12 protein-coding genes are annotated in these 23755 nt (G+C 42.5%); all 12 read left to right on the top strand.

Annotation, left to right across the window (positions count from 1 at the left end):
* Nucleotides 1-356: 356 nt before the first annotated feature.
* The gene (locus DV942_RS03355; protein ID WP_090985650.1) at nt 357-4340 is read left to right on the top strand and encodes a hybrid sensor histidine kinase/response regulator transcription factor; all 3984 of its coding nucleotides are present in this window, start codon (nt 357-359) and stop codon (nt 4338-4340) included.
* 65 nt (nt 4341-4405) lie between these two features.
* Nucleotides 4406-5518 carry an alginate lyase family protein gene (locus DV942_RS03350; RefSeq protein WP_208864402.1) on the top strand — a complete coding sequence of 371 codons (1113 nt, stop codon included), beginning with the start codon at nt 4406-4408 and terminating at the stop codon, nt 5516-5518.
* 10 nt (nt 5519-5528) lie between these two features.
* Nucleotides 5529-6392 (top strand): glycoside hydrolase family 16 protein, encoded by an 864-nt coding sequence (locus DV942_RS03345; protein WP_090985469.1) that lies wholly within the window; start codon nt 5529-5531, stop codon nt 6390-6392.
* A 20-nt stretch (nt 6393-6412) separates the two neighbouring features.
* Nucleotides 6413-7546, top strand: coding sequence for a glycoside hydrolase family 88/105 protein (locus DV942_RS03340; protein WP_244950817.1), 1134 nt, complete (start codon nt 6413-6415; stop codon nt 7544-7546).
* 6 nt (nt 7547-7552) lie between these two features.
* On the top strand, nt 7553-8491 hold the full coding sequence (locus DV942_RS03335) for a DUF4886 domain-containing protein (RefSeq protein WP_244278842.1): 939 nt from the start codon (nt 7553-7555) through the stop codon (nt 8489-8491).
* A gap of 482 nt (nt 8492-8973) precedes the next feature.
* On the top strand, nt 8974-12144 hold the full coding sequence (locus DV942_RS03330) for a SusC/RagA family TonB-linked outer membrane protein (protein ID WP_090985473.1): 3171 nt from the start codon (nt 8974-8976) through the stop codon (nt 12142-12144).
* Nucleotides 12145-12159: 15 nt separating this feature from the next.
* Nucleotides 12160-13833 (top strand): RagB/SusD family nutrient uptake outer membrane protein, encoded by a 1674-nt coding sequence (locus DV942_RS03325; RefSeq protein WP_222431159.1) that lies wholly within the window; start codon nt 12160-12162, stop codon nt 13831-13833.
* 35 nt (nt 13834-13868) lie between these two features.
* A complete protein-coding gene (locus DV942_RS03320) occupies nt 13869-16691 on the top strand; it encodes a SusC/RagA family TonB-linked outer membrane protein (RefSeq protein ID WP_145855269.1) in 2823 nt (940 codons plus the stop codon).
* 12 nt (nt 16692-16703) lie between these two features.
* Complete coding sequence (locus DV942_RS03315; protein WP_222431158.1) at nt 16704-18359, top strand: RagB/SusD family nutrient uptake outer membrane protein; 1656 nt, start codon at nt 16704-16706, stop codon at nt 18357-18359.
* Nucleotides 18359-19633 (top strand): alpha/beta hydrolase, encoded by a 1275-nt coding sequence (locus tag DV942_RS03310; protein WP_222431157.1) that lies wholly within the window; start codon nt 18359-18361, stop codon nt 19631-19633. The genes DV942_RS03315 and DV942_RS03310 overlap by 1 nt, the downstream gene beginning before the upstream one ends.
* Nucleotides 19634-19788: 155 nt before the next feature.
* A complete protein-coding gene (locus DV942_RS03305) occupies nt 19789-21771 on the top strand; it encodes a fascin domain-containing protein (protein ID WP_186462411.1) in 1983 nt (660 codons plus the stop codon).
* Nucleotides 21772-22507: 736 nt separating this feature from the next.
* On the top strand, nt 22508-23755 hold the full coding sequence (locus tag DV942_RS03300) for an efflux RND transporter periplasmic adaptor subunit (RefSeq protein ID WP_145855267.1): 1248 nt from the start codon (nt 22508-22510) through the stop codon (nt 23753-23755).

Raw genomic sequence — 23755 nt, 5'->3', positions numbered from 1 at the left:
GGTACTTGTTTCAAACGGCTTACAAGACGTTTGGATACTTCGTCAAGTTTAATACAAGCTAATCTTCAACGTAACAAATCCGAAAGGAATTACAATTTATGATATACACAGTTAACCGTGGCGATGATAACACTTATTTTAGCTGCATCCCTTCGCTATTGATATCTGTCAGCTGAAAATGGAAAGAAATTGATAGATGGGAAATTTAAACGATCATTAGAAAACCAAAAAGAATACCTGCGTATGCATTTCGACCTTAAGGATATACGGAAAATCTTCTGTTTGCTGCTTTTTTTTCAGCCTTTTTGCTGAAAAGTGCCGCTGCAATTGATATTTCCAGGTATCGGTTCCATGTCATGCCCGAAACATCATATTACAGTGGTATTCAGAGCATCACCAAAGATAGCTTGGGACGCATGTGGTATACTGGTCCGGATGCTGTTTTTATGTATGACGGGAACAGTTTTTATCAGTTAAATGACCTGGCCTCGAAGAGCAATCCAAAGGTGAAATGGGCTTACGGTTCTTTGGTGACCGATAAAAAGGGCGGATTATTTTTGGGCACTAATCATGGTTTATTGAAGTTTAACTATGGGCAATTTAATTTTGAACTGGTTCTGCCTGGAAAAATCCGCTCTATATGTCTCCATAATGATGGCAATTTATACATGCTCTCTGGCGACAGTTTATATATATCTGGCCTGGAGAAAAAGGTTTTTAAGAAAATCAAACTTCCTACCAACAGGTATTTTGACAGTGTGATCAGCCTGAAAGGAAATATTTATCTCTCTCAGGAGAATTTACTTTACAGATTTGATACCAGAACGGCGCACTTTTCAGTTTTTACCAATTTGGGTCAAACCTCCTTTGTGGTGAATGATGCTGTAGCCTATGGGGGCGACTATTATTTTCTTACCCAGCGGGGTGGTATTTTCGTGACCGACGCCAATGGGGTAATCAAAAAAAACATTCCGGTTACAGGACCGGGTTTCCAGACCACGATTGCCAAAAAAATCTTTATCGATCAGGTGGGCATTATGTGGGTAGCCACACAAGCCGGACTGCTGCTTTATGATCCGCAAACACAGACCAGCAAGCTGCTCAAAATGAATCCGAACGATGCTTTTTCATTGCCCAATAACTCGATATGGACCATTTACGGAGACCCTGACCAGGGGGCATGGATTGGCACTTATGGTGGCAAAATTGCTTATTGTTCACTTTATGATGCTTATGTCCGTTATTTCACCACCAGCCCGGGCGGGCTCAACCATCCCATCGTAAGTGGTTTTCAGGAAGACGATATGGGCAATGTATGGATTGCTACAGAGGGCGGTGGACTCAACTATTGGAACCGGAAGGATGACAGCTTCCGCCATTTTACCAAGGCCGAAGCCAATTCCATCAACTCCAACATGGTTAAGCGCTTAAAATTTGATTCCGATCGAAAAAAACTGTTTATTTCCTCTTTCAATGGAGGTATTTCTGCCTATGAAATAGCGACAAAGCGTTTTAGTAACCTCAACATCCTTTTACCCGGAAGCCGGCAGCCTTTAACCGTGTATGATTTTGTACGGGATGCCGGGGGAACCTGGTGGATGACCGATCCGGATAAAAACTTTTTCCACCGCAAAAAAAACGAGGCAACAGAAACGGAGATGGTTAAATTAATCGCTGCAAACGGAAATGCACTGGATGTAGAGATTGAGGCCATTTCGATCGATCAGCAGCAACAGCTTCGTCTGGTTACTCATCAAGGGCTTTATATTGCAGATCCTAATACGCTTAAAGTGCTGCGTCACTATGTCATCAAAGATGGTCCTTACGCGGTGAATCACCTGGGTTGCTACTATGAAGCATCAAATGGAGACCTCTGGTTGGGTACTTCGGGAAGAGGTGTAAATCTTTTAAAGAAAGACGGACGCTATCTTAACTTTAACAGTACCAATGGCTTTTCTCCTAAAATTGTTTTTGGTATTCTGGAAGACGATATTTCCGGAAATATCTGGTTTAGCACAAACGATGGGCTGTACTTTTTTGAGCAGAAAGCGCAGAAGTTTGAAAAAGCCAGATTTTATAAAGCAAATAGTTGCGGTTCTTTCTATCTAAGGTCGGCCTATAAGACCAAAAAAGGAGAACTGTTATTTGGGGGGACCAACGGATTTGTACTTTTTGATCCGCAATACCTCAATAAAAACATTCAGAAACCGAGGGTATTTTTTACCAGCTTATTAGTTAATAATCAACTGGTAAACAATGTAACGCAAGATTCACCTTTAAGCAAAGATATTTCCACATTAAGCAATCACGATGATGAAAAAATCAAACTTTCCAGTCACCAGTCTAATATAGAAATCCGTTTTTCGTCAAACAGCTATTTATCGGCAGATAAAAATCAGTTTTCTTATCGCATGCTTGGCTTAAACGATAAATGGATGAAGCTGAATCCTAATCAACAAGCTGTTCAGTTCTTTAATTTACCAGGCGGAGATTATGTTTTTGAGATCAAGGCCTCCAACAATGACGGGCTTTGGGGCGACGAAATTTCAAGGCTTTATTTCCATGTCAACCCGCCGTTTTTCCTCTCCTGGTGGGCTTACTCCATTTACACTTTAATTGTGCTGGGCCTCTTATTCTTCATCATGCGGTATTATACCAATAAAAAGGTCTTTAAGGAACGATTGGCTTTAGAAGCAATTAAAGAACAGAACATGCGGGATTTGAACCAGGCGAGAACCGATTTTTTTACCAATATTTCGCACGATCTTAAAACTCCGCTTACCCTGGTGCTCGAACCATTGAAGCAGTTAAAAGAAACCGTTCAGAAAAATGACCATGCAGCGGGCTATATGCAATTAATTGAGAAAAATGTGGCGCGCATACAGCGTTCAATTAGTCAGTTACTTCGTTTTCGGGAAATAGAAAGCCAGAAAATAACCCTAAATCCACAGCTTGGCGATTTCGTCAGTTTTGTACACGATGTTTTTGGTCTTTTTGAACTCTATGCAAACAAAAAAGAAATAGAAACCAATTTTACTGCTCATGCAGACCATTTGTTTGTGGCTTTCGATTATGATATTATTGAAAAAATCCTGACCAATCTTTTCTCTAATGCCTTAAAGTACACCTCTGGTAAAGGCTATGTAGGCGTAAGGATTTATCAATCTACAGCCGAGGAACAGTCGAGGTTAGCTATTGAGCCGGATCTCCTTGAAAGAGAATACATATCTGTTGAAGTGTTAAATACCAGTATAGGCTTTTCGGAAGAGCAGATTGCTACACTATTTACCTCCTTTAACCGCTTGTCATCTTATCGCCCTACTTTTGAAGAAAGTTCGGGTCTTGGCCTGGCCATTGTAAAAGAACTGGTTGATGCCATTGGGGGAAAAATCTGGATGGTAAATAAAACCAATAAAGTTTCATTTACGATGATGCTCCCGCTTAAAAAAGAAGCAGGATCTGGCGATATGCAGTCGAACGTGTACGATTATACCATCTCCGAAATTGATGAAATCCTTTTAGGAGCCGAAGAACCTGATCTATCTCCAAAGCATGCCAGGAAATCGACCAGTATTTTGTTGATCGACGATGATCCTAATTTGCGGAACTACCTGGAACGCCGCTTGTCTGAAAAATACAATGTCTATCTGGCCAGCGATGGTCATGAGGGTATTGTTAAAGCTGAAAAAATATACCCTCAACTCATTATTACCGACCTGATGATGCCAAACACCAATGGATTTGAGGTATGTAACCACTTGCGGCAGAACTTTAAAACCAGCCACATACCCATCATCATGATTTCGGGTATGGGTGATGTAAACCAGAATAAAACCAAAGCGCTTGAACATGGCGCAACCGTTTTTATTGATAAACCTTTTGAAGTGGAATACCTGGTTCAGCAGATGGATACCATTTTGAAAAACCAGCAGGAAATGAGGGAAATGTACAGCAAGCGGCTGGTCGTAGATCCGGCTAAAGTAACTATTACTTCAATGGATGAGGAATTGCTGGTTAAGGCCATGAAGTTTATTGAGCAGCATATGGCCAATCCCAATTACTCTGTAGATGATTTTGTTTCGGATATGAATACCGGAAGAACAATCCTGTATCAAAAGATCAATGACATTGTTGGCATGTCGATCAAAGAATTTATTCTAAACATCCGGCTTAAAAGAAGTGCCTACTTATTGGAACATGCAGATTTGACCGTGGCAGAAGTGGCTTATCAAACCGGATTCAACAACGCCAAGTATTTTAGTGTATGCTTTAAAAAACAATTTGAAACCAGTCCGTCTGAATATAAAAAACGCTTTAGTACAGAGAATAATGCCGTTTAAGAAATTATTGCCGAGCATGCAGACAATTACACTGTTAAAGCACTCTCATTAACCAAATAAAACCTATGAAGCACTTGAAATTTTTTCTTATTATTTTATCTACAACCACGCTATTATGCACACTGCAGGGTCAGGAAGCTTTTGCGCAACATCGGCTAAAGGGGATGCATCCGCAACAGCAGATCGATTTTGTTAAAAAACAGCTCAAAGCCAGAAAAGAACCTTATTTATCAGCCTATAAGGCATTGCTGATTAAAGCAGATTCGGCTTTGCTGGTCACGCAACATGCGGTAGAAGATTTCAGTATTCCGGGTTTTTATGTTGACAAGGAAACCCACCGCCGAACTTCACGGGCACTTCAGGTAGATGGTTTTTCGGCATATAGCTGTGCCTTAGCTTATCAGCTGAGTGGAAAAATAAAATATGCAGACAAAGCCGTTTACTTTCTGAATGCCTGGGCAGCGGTCAATAAAAAATATTCTCAGCTGGATGGTTCACTGGTGATGTCGTATTCTGGTACTGCCTTGATGATCAGTGCCGATTTGCTCAAAGATTATAAAAGATGGCAGCCTAAAGAGGTAACACAATTTCAATGGTGGACTAAAAATGTATTTCGTGCTGCAGCAAACAGCATCCGGTACCGGAACAACAATTCTGGCGATTGGTCTCGTTTGGCTTCTATCCTGGCAGACACCTACCTGGAAGACCGGGAAGATATGCAGCAAAACATAACCTTAATCAAAAAAGACCTTTTCGATAAAATTGCTCCGGATGGACATTTGGTGGAGGAAGTAAAACGACAGGGAAAAGGCATTTGGTATACCTATTTTTCTCTGGCACCGCTTACCGCATCCAGCTGGATCATTTATAATCAGACAGGTGAGAATCTCTTTGAAGCATCGCGCGATGGGGCATCATTCAAAAAAGCACTTGATTATCTTTTTTACTACAATCAACACCCCGAAGAATGGAAATTTTTTAAAAATCCGGATACGGGTAGTGTGCATACTATAACAGGTTTCTGGCCGGCCAACTTACTGGAAGCGATGAATGGCATTTATCCTTCGCCGCAATTTGATGATTATCTTGCACCATATCGCCCCATTATGTATACCACACACGATTATGCCTGGACATTTCCAACCCTTATGCCCTTACGATTAAACGGATACCAATAAATTATTCCCCATGAAAAAATATCTAATTAAATTATTATTGCCGGCCTGTGCCTTATGCATCAGCTTATCGGGAGTAGCCCAACAATCAAAAAATCCTAAGCCCCCAGCGCTCCATTCAGGGGGTTACAAACTGGTATGGGCCGAAGAATTTAATAATAACGGCGCACCTGATCCGGCTAACTGGACTTACGAACTCGGATTTGAACGCAATGAAGAATACCAATGGTACCAAAAGGAAAATGCAAGGTGTGAAAACGGCAAACTAATTCTGGAGGCCAAAAGAGAAAAAAAGGCAAACCCCGATTTTAAGGAAGGAAACAGCGACTGGAGAAAGCATAGGCGGGAAGCGGATTACACTTCAGCCAGCATCAAAACCCAGGGGTTACATAGCTGGCTTTATGGCCGGTTTGTTATGCGCGGTAAAATAGATATCCGGGACGGCATCTGGCCAGCCTGGTGGACGCTGGGAACAAAAGGATTCTGGCCTGCAACCGGTGAAATCGATATGATGGAATATTACCGGAAAAAACTGCTCGCCAATATTGCCTTTATGGATGCAAACCGAAAAGATGCCTGGTTTAGTACAGAGAAAAATATCGATTCCCTTGGCGGTCAGGCATGGGCAGATCGCTTTCATATCTGGCGAATGGATTGGGATGAAAACAGCATCGCACTTTATGTAGATAACCAGCTTTTAAATAAAGTGTCATTAGACCGGTTGGTCAACCAGGATGGTACCAATATCAATCCTTTTAAACAACCGCATTATATGCTGCTCGATTTGGCGATAGGGGGTAAACAAGGTGGAGATCCTTCTCAAACCACCTTCCCGGCCAGGTTTGAAGTGGATTATATAAGGGTTTATCAAAAATAATCAATTAAGAAATGAAAAATATGAATTTAAAACGACTGCTTCTGATCCTGGTATTTAGCTGTTACGGCGGATTTAGTGCTTTTTCAGGTGAAACACCTTTAAAAACTGATTCTATTCTGGAAACCGCAAACATTTTTAAAACGATGCAGCGGGTGGCAGACTGGCAATTAAATACCTGGAAGAACAAAGGGTTTAATCATAGAAAAGCAGATTGGACCAATGGTGCCTGCTATACCGGTATTTTTGCTTTCGGCAACCTGCGGGGCAACGAACGCTACTTGCAGACGCTGGTTGATATTGGAAATGATTTGGGCTGGAATACCGGACATTTGCGCTTTTATGCAGATGATTATTGTATAGGACAAACTTATGCGCAGCTTTACAGCAAATTTAAGCAGAAAAAGATGATTGCTCCTTTTATTTTACAGGCCGATAGTATCATCAGCCAGCCACACGACGAACCTTTGAACTGGAAAAATAATATCCAGAAAAGGGAGTGGGCCTGGTGCGATGCCCTCTTTATGGGGCCGCCTTCGCTTGCTTATTTAAGTACGGCTACCCGAGATGAAAAGTATCTTAATACAGCTGTTAAATTGTGGTGGAAGACAACCGGATTTTTATATGACCCTTCGGAGAAGCTATTTTTCAGAGATGAGAGTTTCTTTAATAAAAGAGAGAAAAACGGGCAAAAAATATTCTGGTCAAGAGGCAATGGATGGGTATTGGCCGGCCTGGTAAGGGTGTTGGAGAATATGCCAAAAAATCATCCGGATAGAAATAAAATGATTCAGCTTTATAAGGATATGGTATCCAGAGTAGCAGGATTACAGCAGCCGGACGGCAGCTGGCATGCTTCGTTATTGGATCCTGCAAGTTTTCCGGTTAAAGAGATGAGCGGGACCGGCTTTTTTTGCTATGCCATTGCCTGGGGTTTAAATCACGGTGTTTTGAAAAAACAACAATATCTTCCTGTGGTCGAAAAGTCATGGAAAGCCATGGTTTCTGCCGTACATGAAGATGGGATGCTGGGTTATGTACAACCCATTGGCGCAAGTCCGGATGCCGTAAATGCCGGTAGTACTGAGGTGTATGGCGTTGGTGCATTTTTGCTGGCGGGAACACAATTGTATGAATATATGAAGAAGGTAAAATAGACGATTATGATTATTAATATGAAACTACAGTTCTCGACTTTAACTAAGTTGAGCATGTCTTCCCTTTTGCTGGTTTGCCTGGCCGCAAATGTTTTTGCGCAAAGCCGGCAAGATACCTTACGTTTATTTATTATAGGGAACAGTTTTTCTCAAAATGCATCTGCCTTTTTGCCGCAACTGGCAAAAGAAGGCGGAAAAACGCTCATTATAGGGCGCGCAGAACTTGGTGGACATTCACTTGAGCAGCATTGGAGTTATGTAGAAAAAGCAGAAGCCAATGCTGATGACCCCAAGGGAAAACCTTACGGCGGGAAATCATTAAAAATGTTGTTGGGGCAAGGAAAATGGGACATGGTTACGATTCAGCAGTATTCTTATCTTTCGGCAGACTCCTCAACCTACTATCCCTATGCCAGTAAACTTATTGCTTATGTGAAAGCATTGCAACCCCATGTGCGTATTGTTATCCATCAAACCTGGGCTTACCGTACCGATGCAAAAAAATTTGGGCGTATAGCCGAAGGTAAAACTGCGATGAACCAGCGGGAAATGTGGCAGAAATCACGGGCGGCTTATCATCTCCTGGCTAAGCGGATCAATGCTCCGATTTTACCGGTAGGTGATGCTTTCCAAATTGTAGCCAATGACAGGAAATATGGTTTTAAGCCTGATCTTTCATTTAATTATGAGCATCCGACAGCCCCAAGTCTGCCTGATCAAACCCATTCGATCAATGTGGGGTACTATTGGAATAAAAAAGAGCTCGTATTCGATCCGAACCATGCCAATGATGCGGGGAAATACCTTGGCGGATTAATCTGGTATGGGATGTTGTTTAATGATTCGGTTAAATATATCAAATTTAAGCCTGAAAATGTTTCTGAAGAATTTGCGCAGTATCTTCGTAAAGTGGCAGCTGAAATCATCGCAAAAACGAATCGATAAAATAATTGCAGATACTAAACTTTAGTCCGCTTGGGTTATTTTGATTTGTAAAACACAAACTTTCTAAAAATAAACTGCAAATATTACTCCTGCGTACAAAAACAAACCATTTCCGTACAAAAGTGAACCCTCCAAAGCAGATAAGCATATAGATTTGTGTTAACCAAATAATAAACCTAAATATTATGACAACCTATTTCTTAACTATTCCCCTTGTTGAAATTGAGGAAAACACAAAATCTGAATTACGGGCGATACTATTAAAGATGCTTTTCAACCTGATTGGCATTTCCTGACCCGAGGTTTAGCATAAAAGCTGGAATCAACCCTTTTAATGCTTTTCCATCTCCATTTTTAATTCGGCGATAAACCTGCACCCTTTTGGGGAATTGATGAGGACGCATCTGCGTGTCCTGGAGATTTGTATTGCGCAAAAAAGCAGAAATATTAAAAAAAGATAATTCTAACCATATCCAAGATAGATGATAAAAAACATAAACCTAAGGTCCAAAGGCTGGCTTCTTTTGGTTGCTGCATTTTGGTGTAAGGCCCAGGCATTGCCGGCCAGGCCCATAAAAATTGCCGTCAGCTTCGTTGCTAAACGCCCTGCAATGCGGTTTCAGGAAATAACCGGAACCGTTAAAGATGAGAAAAACCAGCCTATTCCAGGTGCAACCATCAGAATAAAGGGTACCACTACGGGTGTCCAGACCGATCTGGATGGAAAATATAAAATCAATGTTAATCCTGGGCAGGTACTTGTGTTTTCAACCATTGGGTTCGAAAGCAAAGAAGTTACCATAGGGGCTGCTGGTGTAATCAACATCACGCTGGTTTCCGCAAGCAGTTCGCTAAGTGAAGTAGTGGTGAATGGTTATTCTACACAAAGAAGATCAGCCGTTACTGCTGCCATCAGTACCGTTTCGGGCCAGGATTTATTGAAGGCGCCGGTAACGAATGTGAACAATGCTTTGGCAGGTCGCGTGCCGGGTCTTGTGGTGCAGCAAACTTCCGGACGTCCGGGAATTAACGGTGCTGCTTTGTATATCCGCGGACAGGTTTCGCCCTCAGCTACAGCGCTTATCATTGTGGATGGTGTGGAAAGGACCTCTTTCGGTGATATTGATCCCAATGAAATTGAAAGCATAAACATACTGAAAGATGCCTCATCTACCGCGCTATATGGTTTGAAAGGTGCTAACGGCGTGTTTGTAGTGACTACCAAAAAGGGAGTGGAGGGGCCGGCAAGGGTCACATTTTCGGGTAATCTGGGCATCATCAGTGCAACCTCTCGTCCTGAAATTCTTGGCGCTTATGAAAGTGCTATGCTGTTAAGTGAGGGGCAACGCAACGTGGGTGAATCCAGAACCTTTACCGATGAGGATTTAGCGATTTTTAAGGCCGGAAACGGTAATCCATTACTTTATCCGGATGTGCAATGGTACGATGAACTGGTTAAAGACCATTGGATGCAGAACCAGCAAAACCTCACGATATCAGGTGGCAGTGAAAAGGTAAAATACTTTACCTCATTTAGCCATATGCGCGAAGAAGGAAATTTTAAGGAATTTAAAACACCATTGGATTATTCAACTTCCCCGAGCTACAGCCGTTACAATTTCAGGGCCAGGGTAGGCATAGACCTCACCAAAACCACCAATTTTGAGGTGAACCTTGCCGGCAGGAACGAACACCGTTATAGTCCGGCGGGTATGAGCGAATACAATGATCCTGCAGGGGTAGTGAGTAACGGTATTGAAGGACTTGTGGGCCGGGCTTTGAAAATGCCTTCATGGGCAGCTCCGTTCTTTAAGGAATACATCAACTCCGATGATCCCCGGATTATTGCCCTGGATGGAAACTATAACCATATCGTAAATTATGGATTGGGCGGGGTAAATGCTTTCAATCCTTACGCCTTACTCACTTATGGTGGATATGCCTTTACCGATAACAATATTGCCGAATCGATTTTCACCGTAAAGCAAAAACTTGATTTCTTAACACAGGGCCTGAGTTTTAAGGCCCAGTTTGGCTACGATGCCACCCAATTATCAGGAAAGTTGCAGCGTGGAAGTATCGGCTATCTGGAACTCAACAGGGCCACTTTGGCATTAACACCCGTGGGTGGTACCTATAATGATTTTTTTGGGGCGCCTGCCTATTCAAGAAGTGGTTTTACCAAAACGAATCTGCAGTTGTTTTTAACCTATGGCAGATCGTTTGGCAAGCATAACATCAGTGCCAATCTAATCGGTCAGCGCGAACTACAGGGCTCAGCTGCGGCTGCCGCGCCTTATGCCAACCAGGGAATCATTTCGGAGGCTACTTATAACTATGGAAATAAATACTTTCTAACAGCCAGTGCAACCTACAATGGTTCAGAGAATTATGCCAAGGGTTATCGCTACGGATTTTTTCCGGCAGCAACCTTAGGTTATAATCTGGCCAATGAGGAATGGATGAAAAAATTTACCTGGATCAGCATGTTTAAAATCAGAGGTTCGATTGGAAGGGTAGGGATTCCAAGTCCCGGTACAAGCCGTTTCTATTATCAGAACAGGTTTGGCGCCGGATCAAACGTGGTATTTGGAAATCCGAACAGTAACTTTAGCGCGCCTACCTATACCCAGTTACAATATGGCAATCCGTTTATCACCTTTGAGGTGTCTTTAAAACGAAATATCGGACTTGATCTTTCTTTATTCAAGGATAAACTGAACATCACTGCTGACCTTTTTGATGATGAGCGTTCGGATATTTTAACCACCCGTTCGGCAACCAGTTTTGCAACTTATGGTGCCACCGTGCCAAGTACCAATTATGGTGTCAATTACAACCACGGATATGAATTATCAGCAACTTACCGGGATAAGATCAAGGACTTTACCTATTCCTTTACGGCCAACCTGAGTTATGCCAGAAATGAGCGCAGGGTATTGGATGAAGCACCTGGTCTTGCCGAAAATCTGCGGGTGTCGGGCAAGCCGATCGGTACCTATTTTGGATACCATGTACTCGGTTTTTATGCAGATCAACAGGATATTGATAGCAGTCCCTTGAACAAAATTACAGCCTATCCTTCTATACCCGGCGATTTTAAATATCAGGATGTTAACGGCGACGGAATCATTAATAACCAGGATGTAATCGCCATCGGGCATCCTAATATTCCGGAATACAATGCCAGTCTGAATATGCAATTTGGGTATAAGGGATTTCAATTATCGGCACTTTTTAATGGGGTAACGAATGTGAGTTCAAACGTGGTGTTTCAAAGTGGCGGCCTTAACCAGTATTACGCACCAATGTTAAACAGATGGACGCCTGGCAATACCAATGCCAGCTGGCCGGTAATCCGTCCGGGCCTGAATGCAAATCCCAATGAAAGCTTAAACGACTTTATACTGCAAGACGCTTCTTACATCAAATTACGAAATGTGCAGTTCAGTTACAGTTTGCCTAAAAAATGGGTCAATAGAATTCGCCTGAATGGCCTTACCGTATTCGTTAGCGGCCAGAACTTAATCACCTGGACAAATTTTTATGGTATCGATCCTGAAAACAGCTTATCGGGAAATGCCTATGCCTCTTCTATTGCCACTATTCCCACCACCAAGGTTTTCAATTTTGGCCTCAATTTATCACTCTAATCAAAGGTTACCATCATGAAAAAAATCATATATCTTTTGTTTTCATTTATGCTCTGCATTGCTTATTCCTGCAAAAAGGATTTTTTACAGCGTGATGTGGGCATCCAGAGCGACCTTGAAGAGGTTTTTAAAGACCCCTTAACGGCTTCCCGCTTTGGCGATTTTACCTATACTTTTTCTATTTCGGATTATGGCCGCCTGAGCGGATATAAAGGAATGACCTCACAATTTACAGATGAGTCTATTGCCAATAATGGTCAGATAGAGGTGGCGGCAATGAACAGTGGCCAATTTCTGGATCCGGGAGCTTCTGATGTGACAGGCATTTACGCTCAAATGTACCGTGGAATCAGAAATGCAAACCTGATGCTGGCCAATATGGATAAAGTTCCCTGGACCGATCTTTATAATCCTAATTATATCAAGGGTGAGCAACTATATCTCCGCGCTTACTTCTATTTCGAGTTGTTAAGGCGTTTTGGAGGGGTCGTGATATTAACCCAGCCACAAGATTTTACAGAAGCTTCTACAGATCTTCCGCGCAGCAGTTATGCAGAAACCTTTGCATTGATTTTAAGTGATCTGGAACAGGCCCTTACGCTGTTGCCACTAACCAATGCCGACTGGCCCAATCCGGCAGCACAATCTAACCGGGCTACGGGGGCTGCGGTTATGGCACTTAAAGCAAGAGCCCTGCTCTTCGATGCCAGTCCGTTAAATAATCCGGAAAATGATTTGGCGAAATGGAAAAAAGCCACAGAGGCATCAAAGGCAATTATGGACCTGAACAAATTTTCACTGGAGCCCAATTACGCCAATGTGCTTACGGTAGCAAACTCTAACGAATACATCCGGATCTGGCCCCGTGGCGGCCGTGGATTTATTGGGACTTATCTGAGCGATTTTTTGATTCCTACAAGTTATGGAGGTGCACAATCTAACCTTTCACCTGTTCAGAATCATGTTGATCTGTACGAAATGGCCAATGGCAAACCCATTACCGACGCCACCTCAGGATACAATCCTCAAAATCCTTACCTCAACAGAGATCCGCGGTTTTATGTAAACATCCTTTATAACAATGCAACCTGGCAGGGACGGGCGGTGCAAACCTGGCAATCTGAACCCAATGCCCAGGGTATTATTACCTATGGAACCGATATCAGCACGGCAACTTCAATAACCAAAACCAGTTACTACCTGAAAAGGCTATGGCCGGAGGCTTCACGTTCGGGCTCAACCGCATCAGCATTACTGAATTATGTTTTTTACAGATATGCAGAAGTCCTGATCAATTATGCAGAAGCTTTAAATGAAGAATCAGGGCCAAGCGCAGAAGTATACAATGCGGTAAATGCCATTCGCCTGCGCGCTAAAATGCCGGTTTTACCAGCTGGTCTCAGCCAGGCTGAAATGCGCGAACGCATCAGAAACGAAAGGGCCATCGAGTTCGCTTTCGAAGATATGCGCTGGTGGGATATCCTTCGCTGGAAAAAAGGGACTGAAATTGTGGCCCAGCCAATGAAGGCCATGAAAGTGGTTAAAAATGCTAATGGCTCTTTCAGCTATAGTGTGATCGAATTGCCTGCATTTAAAAAGGTATTTAATAACAATATGTATTTATATCCTATTCCCCGGGCAGAAATGAATAAGACCAGTGGTGCATTGAAACAGAATCCGGGATGGTAGTGATTGGGTTGTACATCAATTTTAAAAGTTAAGAAATGACAAGATATATTAAATGTTCGGGCGTTATGCTGTGCATCATCAGCTATCTGCTTACCTGCACAGCCTTTGCACAGACTAACGGTAAGCAGGATACCATCAGGGTTAGGAAAGCTAACTACACAGACTCGACAGATAAATTAATAGAAATTCCGTTTGCTACACGCAGCCGGGAAGAATTGAATTATGCCCAGAGCTCGCTGCGCTATAATCAGCTTACCCAAGTACCGATCAGTAACCTTTCTGGTTTACTAGCGGGGAGGTTAAGTGGCTTTTTATTCAGGTGGACAGGTAATCAGCCGGGCGGTGGAAACGTGTCCTATCAAATCCGTGGAAAATCATCGTATGCGCAAGGCGCTACGCCAGCTTTTCTGGTTGATGGAATTGAACGTGATTTCGAAGATATGGATATCAGCGAAATAGAAAGTGTAACCGTATTAAAAGATGCTGCTGGTTTAAACTGGTATGGCCTAAATGGAGGTAATGGCGCAATTTTGGTCACCACAAAAAGAGGTAAAATAGGAGAGAACCTGATTTCTTTTGATGCTCAGGGCGGTTTTCAATCTGCCGGTAACCTCATCAAACCCTTAAATTCGTATGATTTTGCTACTTTATACAATCGGGGCTTAACCAATGTGGGGCAGGTACCGGCCTATAATGATGCAGCGCTTGACGGTTATAAAAACCATACCAACCCCTACCTCTATCCGGACAATAACTACTTAGAACGCTTTCTGGGCAAAAGAGCAGCTACACAAAGGTACGCGCTTACCTTTAGCGGAGGGAGCAACAGGGTACGTTATTTCAGTTCTGTGAGTTACTTTAACCAGCAAGGCCTTTTGAAGGAAACGGAAACGCCCAATTACGATTCTAATTATGGCTATAAACGTTATAATTTCCGCATCAATTTAGATTACGATGTAACCAAAACACTTACACTTACGTTGTTGGCAGGCGTAAGGAGTGAAGTGCGTAATGATGTTGGCGATGGCACCAGCACGGTTTTAAGTAACCTGTATAATTTGCCCCCAAACGCCTTTCCAATTTTAAATGCAGATGGATCTTACGGCGGAACCTCCCTCTTTCAAAGTAATCCCCTGGGCCAGTTACAGTCTACAGGATTTTCAAGAACCACCACCAATATTTTGCTCGCCAGCATCATGGCCGATCAGAAAATGGATTTTATCACCAAAGGCCTTTCGGCTAACCTTTTCTTTTCTTATGATGGTTATGGTAATTATGGCGACGGGTTATCTCAGAATTATGCAGTTTTCAATCAAACCGTCACGCCTGTACAAACTTATCGTACGCCGGCAGTTATTGCTTACCGTACTGCAGCTTTCCAAACCAATACCAAAAACAATGAACTCTGGTTTGGCTTAGATTACAACAGAACCTTTGCTACAGATCATCAGGTAAAGGCAAATGTAAGGGCGCAACAATATGTAAGCGCTGCGGTAGACCGTTTGGATTACCGTTCACGGATGATTGTAGGGCGGGCAGATTACAGTTTTAAGCAACGTTACCAGTTGGGATTTACAGGAAGTTACTCCGGATCTGAAAACTATGCGCCTGGAAGACGTTTTGGCTTTTTTCCGGCAGTATCAGCCGGCTGGTTAATATCCAAAGAAGATTTCATGAAAGATGCTTCCGTAATCAGTTACCTGAAACTGCGCGGATCTTATGGTCGCTCGGGTAATATCGGCCCAACTTATGATGCCAATGGCAATGTGGTCAGACTGCCATACCGTACGCTCTTTACCAGAGATGCAGGGCCATTTCTGGGGTCTACTTTTTCTACGTCAACCACGGCCAGGCTGGTAAGCCCTGCAGGTAACCCCTTAACCACCTGGGAAAAAATTGACCGCTTGAACCTGGGTACAGACGTAGATTTTTTTAAAGGCGCACTTTCCTTCTCTGTTGATTATTTTGATGAAAAACGAACGGATATCCTTGGTCCTGCAAACTTACCTGGGATCCTTGGGATAGCTATTGCGCAGGTAAATTCAGGCAAGGTAAGCAGTAAAGGATTCGATGCCAGCGGAACTTTCCATAAAAAAATTGGTGAAGTGCAAATCAGTACCAACGCCAACTTTACCTATGCTAAAAATATCATTTTGGAAAGAACGGAAAACGTACTCCCTAACCAGTCTACTATAGGCCGGTATGTGAATGGCGGAAATTATTACATCGCTGAAGGTATTTTTCAGAGCCAGGCAGAGATTAATACCAGTCCGAAGCAAACCCTTTCGAGCCTTGTGGTGCCCGGCGATTTGAAATACAGGGATGTGAACAATGATAACGTCATCGATGCCAACGATGCCATTTCCAGCGACTATACCGATATTCCGAAAATATATTATGGCTTCGGTTTTAATATCCGATATAAACAGTTTGATTTAGGCGCACAGTTCCAGGGCGTTGCTGGCAGAACTGTGGATGTCTCTGACATTGTATATGCAGGTCCGAATGGCTTGAATCAGCTCAGTTTAGATAGCTGGACTCCGGCCACAGCGGCCACGGCAAAATATCCCCGTATCGCAATATCAGACAATGGGAACAACACGGCCAACTCCACCTTTTGGTTGTATTCAGGGAATTTTTTAAAACTCAGGTCTGCTGAAATTGGATACAGTACGCCACAAAGCCTTAACCAGCGCTTACGTTTTAAAGGCGCGAGGATCTTTGTAAGTGGTAATAATATTTTCTCAATTTCCAAACTCGGAGAACTGGGTATTGATCCCGAAACCCCCAATGCAGGTCGTTTTTCGTCTTACCCTTACGTAAAAACCTTTGCGGTAGGCTTAACTGTTAAATTTTAACTCAAAATGAGTATGAAAAAGAAAATATATGTAATGCAAATGGTACTGGCGGTTTTGCTAATGAGCTTTACTGCCTGCAAGGATGAATTTTTTGAACCCTCGTACAGTGAGGGGCCTGTTAATGAAGACGCGATCTGGAATACCGACAGACGTGTGCGGGAGTATTTAAACAACGGTTATAATTACATGCTTGCCCGATACAATGTTGATGGCTCAGGAGCCTTAATGGCCAGCGGAAGTGATGAAGCAGTTAACTCAAACTTAAACAGCAATGTAAACATTTTTAATAATGGTAACTGGAGCAGTTTAAGGACTTTTGATGAGCAATATACCAATCTTTATAACGGTTTATGGGTAGTCAATACTTTCCTGGAGCGATCGCCCACAGCAGTGATTTTTCCCGCAAGCGATCTTCGCGGACTAAGGGGAGAAGCTTTTTTTCTGAGGGGCTTATTACATTATGAGTTGTTTAAAAGATATGGGGGCATTGTTCTTGCCACCCGGTCCTTTTCACCGGTAGAAGACCTGAATATTCCACGCAATTCAGTTGATGATGTAGTCAGACAGATTGTTAAGGATTGCGACTCAGCTATCAGCCAGATTCCGGCAGCCTCCACAAAAGATTGGGATGCGGCCAATTACGGACGTGCCACAAAAGCTGCGGGAATGGCGCTGAAAGCCAAAACCCTGCTGGTTTATGCAAGCCCTTTATACAACACCGGCAATGATCTGCAACGCTGGCAGAATGCGGCCAATGCAGCAAAGGATTTAATCGACTTAAATAAACACAGCCTGTTAAGTACGGCTTCATTTCCAAACTTATGGGATTACACCAATACAGCAACCTCTTATAATAACGAGGTGATCTTCGCTACGCCAGCAAGCAATACGAATGCCATTGAAGCCAATAATGCACCCATTAGCTTTACCGGTGGGTTGGGCAGAACAAACCCTACCCAGAATTTAGTTGATGCTTTTGAAATGACCAATGGCAAAACCATAACCGACCCTACATCAGGCTATGATCCACAAAATCCTTATGCAAACAGAGATCCGCGTTTAAACCAGTTTATTGTAGTTAATGGCGCAAATTTTAAAACAGGAAGCTTAACACGAGCCGTAGAGACTTATGAAGGTGGACGTGATAACGTTCCTTCTAATGTAAACAGTACAAAATCTGGTTATTACCTGCGCAAATTTTTAAGTGGTAACGCTACTTACAACATTACGGGTACAACGAGCGTAAGAAGGCCCTGGGTATTGTTTCGTTATGCAGAAATTTTACTGATCTATGCAGAAGCGCTGAACGAATTTGGAGGTCCGAATGCGGAGGTTTACAATGCGATAAATGCGGTACGTAACCGTGCCGGAATGCCTGCACTTGCCGGGTTAACACAATCGCAAATGCGCGACAGGATTAAAAATGAACGGAGAGTGGAATTATGTTTTGAAGAACAACGGTTTTTTGATGTGCGCCGGTGGAAGGATGGGGAAAGTAATTTTAACGGACCGGTTAGGGGAATGAAAATTACCAAGGTAGGCACTGCGTTAACCTATAACCCATTTGTAATTGAAAACAGAACCTTTACCAGTAAAAATTATTGGTATCCTTTTCAGCAATCTGAAATTAATAAGGCCAGTAAACTTATTCAAAACCCAGGGTATTGATGATGTTGAACAGAATCAAATTTCCGGCTAATCAAGGCAATTGGCGCATCAATAATTGGATGAAAAAAGCATTGGGCTGCTTTATTGCTCCGGTGTTTTTATCGGCTGGAGTGTATGCGCAGAAAACAGATCGGTTTATGGGAGAAATCGTTAACTATGACGAAAGTACAGTTCCAGCCTATACTTTACCTGATATACTGGTTACCGCAAAGGGCAAAAAGATTAAAAACGTCGCCATGTGGGAAAAGCAGCGCAGACCAGAACTTTTAGCCCTGTTTGAAGAACACATTTACGGAAAAACACCAGACGGTTTTGATAGTTTGAAATTTGTGGTGGCCAATGAAAAAGCTGATGCTATGGATGGAAAAGCCCATTTGAAAGAAATAACAATTACAGCGTGGAATGATGGTCGTTCAGTATCGTTTCCTGTTATACTCTTTATTCCCAATAAGCGGATAAAACCTGCTCCGGTGTTTTTACTGATTAACAACCGCAGTAGCAGGAATACAGATCCGGCGAGGATTGAAAAGAGTACTTTCTGGCCAGCCGAAATGGTCATAGACAGCGGTTACGCCATAGCGGCTTTCCATCATTCAGATGTAGCGCCTGATCGGAAGGATAGTTATCAGAACGGTGTATTAAAACAGTTGTTTCCTGCAGAGCTGGAAAAAGATAATGGCATGAAAGCCATTGGCGTGTGGGCCTGGGCAGCAAGCAGGGTAATGGATTACTTTAAAACGGATAAAGATATCGACTTTAACAAGGTTGCGCTGGTAGGGCATTCAAGGGGTGGTAAAACCGCCTTATGGTCTGCAGCCCAGGATCAACGCTTCGCCATGGTGTTTAGCAGTTGCTCAGGAAGTACCGGTGCAGCGCTGGCCAGGCGTAAATATGGAGAAACCATCAGCCTGATCAATAAACAGTTTGGTTACTGGTTCAACAACAATTACAAAAAATATAGCAATGATGTAAACAGCTTACCTGTAGATCAGCACATGCTCATCGGTTTGATTGCACCGAGGCCAGTGTATACTACGAACGCTACGGAGGATCGCTGGGCAGACCCTTATGGTTCTTATTTATCATTGGTACATGCCAAACCTGTTTACGATTTATATGGCAGGAAAGTGACGCTTTCTAACAATATGCCCGATGTGAACAGACCCATTATCCATTCGGCTATAGGTTACCATTTCAGGGAAGGAAAACACGACCTCAATGTTTATGATTGGACAAATTTTATCCGCTTTGCCAATTACCATTTTAATCGATAAGGTTTACGCTTAACTTCCTTTTTATAAAGGATTGGCATTTGTCCTCAATTCCTACAGAGAAAAAAAGTTTAGTGTAAAGAAAATTTAGTCTCAGGTTCAAAATAGGTACCGAATTAATAGCAAAACCTCTAATCTAAAATTTAATATTTATTACTATGAAAAAACTCATTTTTGGGTGGACAGGAAAGGTAACGCTGCTTGCTCTTCTGGGGCTGCATTCGCTTTCCTGTTCCAAAATGGTGGAAGAAAACCTTTCACAAACTTTTGATAAGGGACCACAAAAATTGGCTGTTATTGCCAATAATGTGCTGATTAACCCGGTTTATAATAGTACTTCGGTGTTACGGAATCCATTAAATGGATGGGTAATGTATGGCAAACGAGATGCCACCGAAACGTACTGGGACAGTCAGTTTTTCGTGCCAGAACTGGGTGCCAATGTAAAGGCGATAGATTATGCCTCAGCCTGTTACATCCGGACCAGCTGGCGATCACTTAATCCAAGTCCGGGCGTTTATGCCTGGAGAGACCCCAACTCGCAGATCGGTAAACTCATTAACGGTGTTAAAACCAGAGGTTTGCCCATTGCATTCCGGATTGTGGTAGACGGGCGCGACCAGGGAGAAAATACCCCTGCCTTTGTATTCACGGCGGGTGCTCAATATTGGTTATCAAATCCTGCAGTACCAGCACAGAAAACGCCCTTTCCCCAAGATCCGATTTTCAGGCAATATTACGCCACATTTATTGAGGAGCTTGCCAAAGACTTTAACGATCCGGTTCGCACCTCTTTTATTGATGCCTATGGTTTAGGTAAATGGGGCGAAGCCCATAATACCGTGTATGCCGCTCCAGGAGTATTAACAGCCGCACAAACAGAAACCGTAAAGGAAGAGGTACTGGACTGGATCATGGCACTCTACAACAGAACCTTCACCAAAGTACCGCTGGTGATCAATTACCACCGGTTAATAGGCCATCCTACGAGCTGGGGTGCAGCCAACCCGAATAGCAACCAGTTACTGGTGAAAGCGATAAATCAAGGGTATAGCCTGCGGCATGATGCTTTTGCCATGACTGATTATTACCAAAGCTGGGAGAAAAACTTTGCAGCCACCTGGAAACATAAACGACCGATTATTATGGAGGGGGGATGGATTGTGACCGGCACACACCGCTATTGGATCGATTCAAGCGGCCAATATCGCGAAGGGCATCCTGAAGATGTAAGAAAGGCTGAATTTGAAAGATCGGCAGAAGCGGCTGTAAATATGATGGATTTTAGGGTTGGCGAAGTGGCTTCCTGGTTTCAAACCAGTTTTCCGTTGGTACAGCGCTTTAATGCTGAAGGAGGCTACCGGCTGTATCCTGATCAGGTATCTTTACCAAATGAAATTGCCAACGGGGCCACCGCTACAATAGGCCATCGCTGGAGAAATATGGGTTGGGGTTACTGCCCCAACAACATTCCACAGTGGAATTATAAATATAAAGTGGCTTTTGCCATTCTGGATACCGCTGGTGTGGTTAAAAAACTTTTTATAGATGAAAATGGTGAACCTTCTAAGTGGCTGAAAGATAACCCTATGAGTTACAATTTTACCACAACCGCAATTAATTTGCCGGCTGGCAATTATAAATGGGGGGTGGCCATCATCGATAAAACGAATGCCAACAAGCCTGGTATTGCGCTTGCCGTAACCGGAACTTTTACAAACGGTTGGCTGGAATTGGGCAATTTGCAAATACAGTCCGAACCTCCCATTGGTCAGACGGTTAAACTAAAAGGTTCTAATAACATGTTTGTTTCCGGCGAAAACGGTGAAGTAGCCATGAGGTGCAACCGGGCGAGTGCCTCTGACTGGGAAAGCTTTACCATTGTTGATGCTGGTGGAGGAAAAATCGCCCTGAAAAGCATGAACAAATATGTATCTTCAGAAAATGGCGCTACAACCGGGATCACCTGCACCCGCACAAGCATTAGCGATTGGGAAAAATTTGACTGGGTGGTAAACGCAAATGGAAAAATCTCCCTTAAAGGGAATAATGGTAAATACATTTCTTCAGAAAACGGCCAATCGGCAATGAAATGCAACAGGGCTACTATTTCTGGCTGGGAAATGTTTTCACTGGAATAATTGCTGATGGAAAATTTTTAAGCATATTAAAGTTTTAAGATAATGGGTTGCTCTTGATGGGGCAGCCCTAATTTTTTTGGGAGTTTGAAAAATGGCCTGTTTAAATAAATTCGTTCACAAAATAGTTAGAATTACCACTGCCATTAATCCGTAATTGGTTAGGAGGTTTTGTAGTTTTTTACTTTATAGTTTATTGATTGTCAAATATAAACGTTGGGATGTTTCCCTCGTTAACGCGATTCGATGTTGTCGGCTTTGAAAATTGAATTTTTGGGAATGCCGAACCAATCAGTCCCAGCTTATCATTAATGGCCGATTTGTTGAAAATTGGAAATAATCGGGTTAATGTGAAAATCGCATCATTTAGAACTGGCTATACTGTGCTATCATATATTTCTTTTTCGTGATTTCCGCTAATTTTGCCTCTGCTCTTAAGAGATTTCTCTTCGCATTCCGGTTTTAGGGTTTTATAATCGTTTCCATCAATATCACCCAACAATAACAGTTACCCAACTGTAAGCTTATTATTATCGGTTAGCTGTTTGGTCAGGCAGATCATAACCTTCAGAAAAAATTGTATTTCTATCATCATCAGTACACAGCCCTTATCCGTTCGATAACAGGCAAAACGTTCGATATCGGGCATTTTTATATTTATATAAAATTATAAATATTTGATTATTAATGTTTTAATATTGGCATTCCGCTTGTAAAAGCTTTTCCAAAAAATGTTTAAATGGACAAACTCATTGAAGAAGAAGTTTTAGCTAAAAACAAGAAAAAAAATTACTTGCTGGTTTCTATCATCCTTATTTTGCTGGTAGCCAGTATCTGGTTTGTACGGTTTTATTTTAAAGCTGCACTTACGGAAGCCAATATCACGACGGCAAAAGTGGAGACCGGAATAATCGAAAATACGATTAATGCCACCGGTGAGGTGCTACCTGAATTCGAAGAAGTGTTAACCAGCCCTATAAGTGCATCGATAAAAAATGTTTTGATGGATGCCGGAAAAAAAGTGAATAAAGGGCAATCTATTCTATTGCTGGATAAATCAGTAAGCCAAACCGATTATGGAAAGCTGCAATTTCAGATGGAGTCCAAACAAAATGAAATTAGTAAGCTAAAGCTTGATTTAGAAAAAAGTTTTTTTGATGTTAAATCAAGCAACGCCATAAAACAGTTGCGGATCAGTAACCTTAAAGATGCTGTTTCATCGGCGAAACGATTACTTAAAGCCGGTGGGGGAACCAAAGAGGATGTGGAGCGGGCCGAGCTCGATCTGAAGGTGGCCGAACTGGAGAAGCTACAGCTCGAAAATGAAATTAAAAGTAAGCAGCAAACCATGAAAATCGAAATCAGGGAGGCTGAAATTGCACTGGCCATTCAAAAAAATGATTTGGATGCATTGAAACGGAAACTTGATCTGGCCGATGTAACGGCAACCAGGCCCGGGGTAATTACCTGGATAAATAAAAATATCGGCTCCAGTGTACACGAAGGCGATGCCTTGGTACGTATAGCCGATTTAAGCGGCTTTAAAGTTGCAGGTAGCATGTCTGATAATCTACTGGATAAAATCCACAATAACATGGCTGCTATCATCAGAATTGGTGATACGCAACTAAGAGGTTCAGTTGTAAATATCTCACCGGCAGTAACCAATGCCACCGTATCGTTTGATATCCAGTTGAATCAAAAAGACAGTAAAGTATTAAGGCCCAATCAAAAAGTTGATGTTTTTTTGGTTACTGATACCCGAAATGGTGTTTTAAGGGTGGCGAACGGGCCAGCTTTTAACGGTTCAAATTTACAGGAGATCTTTGTATTGAAAAACGGTATAGCCGAGAAGCGCACGGTGAAAACAGGTTTAAGCAACTTTGATTATGTTGAAATTTTAAGTGGGTTAAAAGCAGGAGACGAAATCATTACTTCGGATATGGCTGATTTCAAAAACTCGGAAAAAGTAACAATAAGCCGTTAA

The organism is Pedobacter suwonensis, assembly GCF_007833675.1.
Classification (GTDB): Bacteria; Bacteroidota; Bacteroidia; order Sphingobacteriales; family Sphingobacteriaceae; genus Pedobacter; species Pedobacter suwonensis.
Note: the sequence above shows the minus strand (reverse complement) of the source record. Positions and strands in the feature narration are given on the sequence as shown.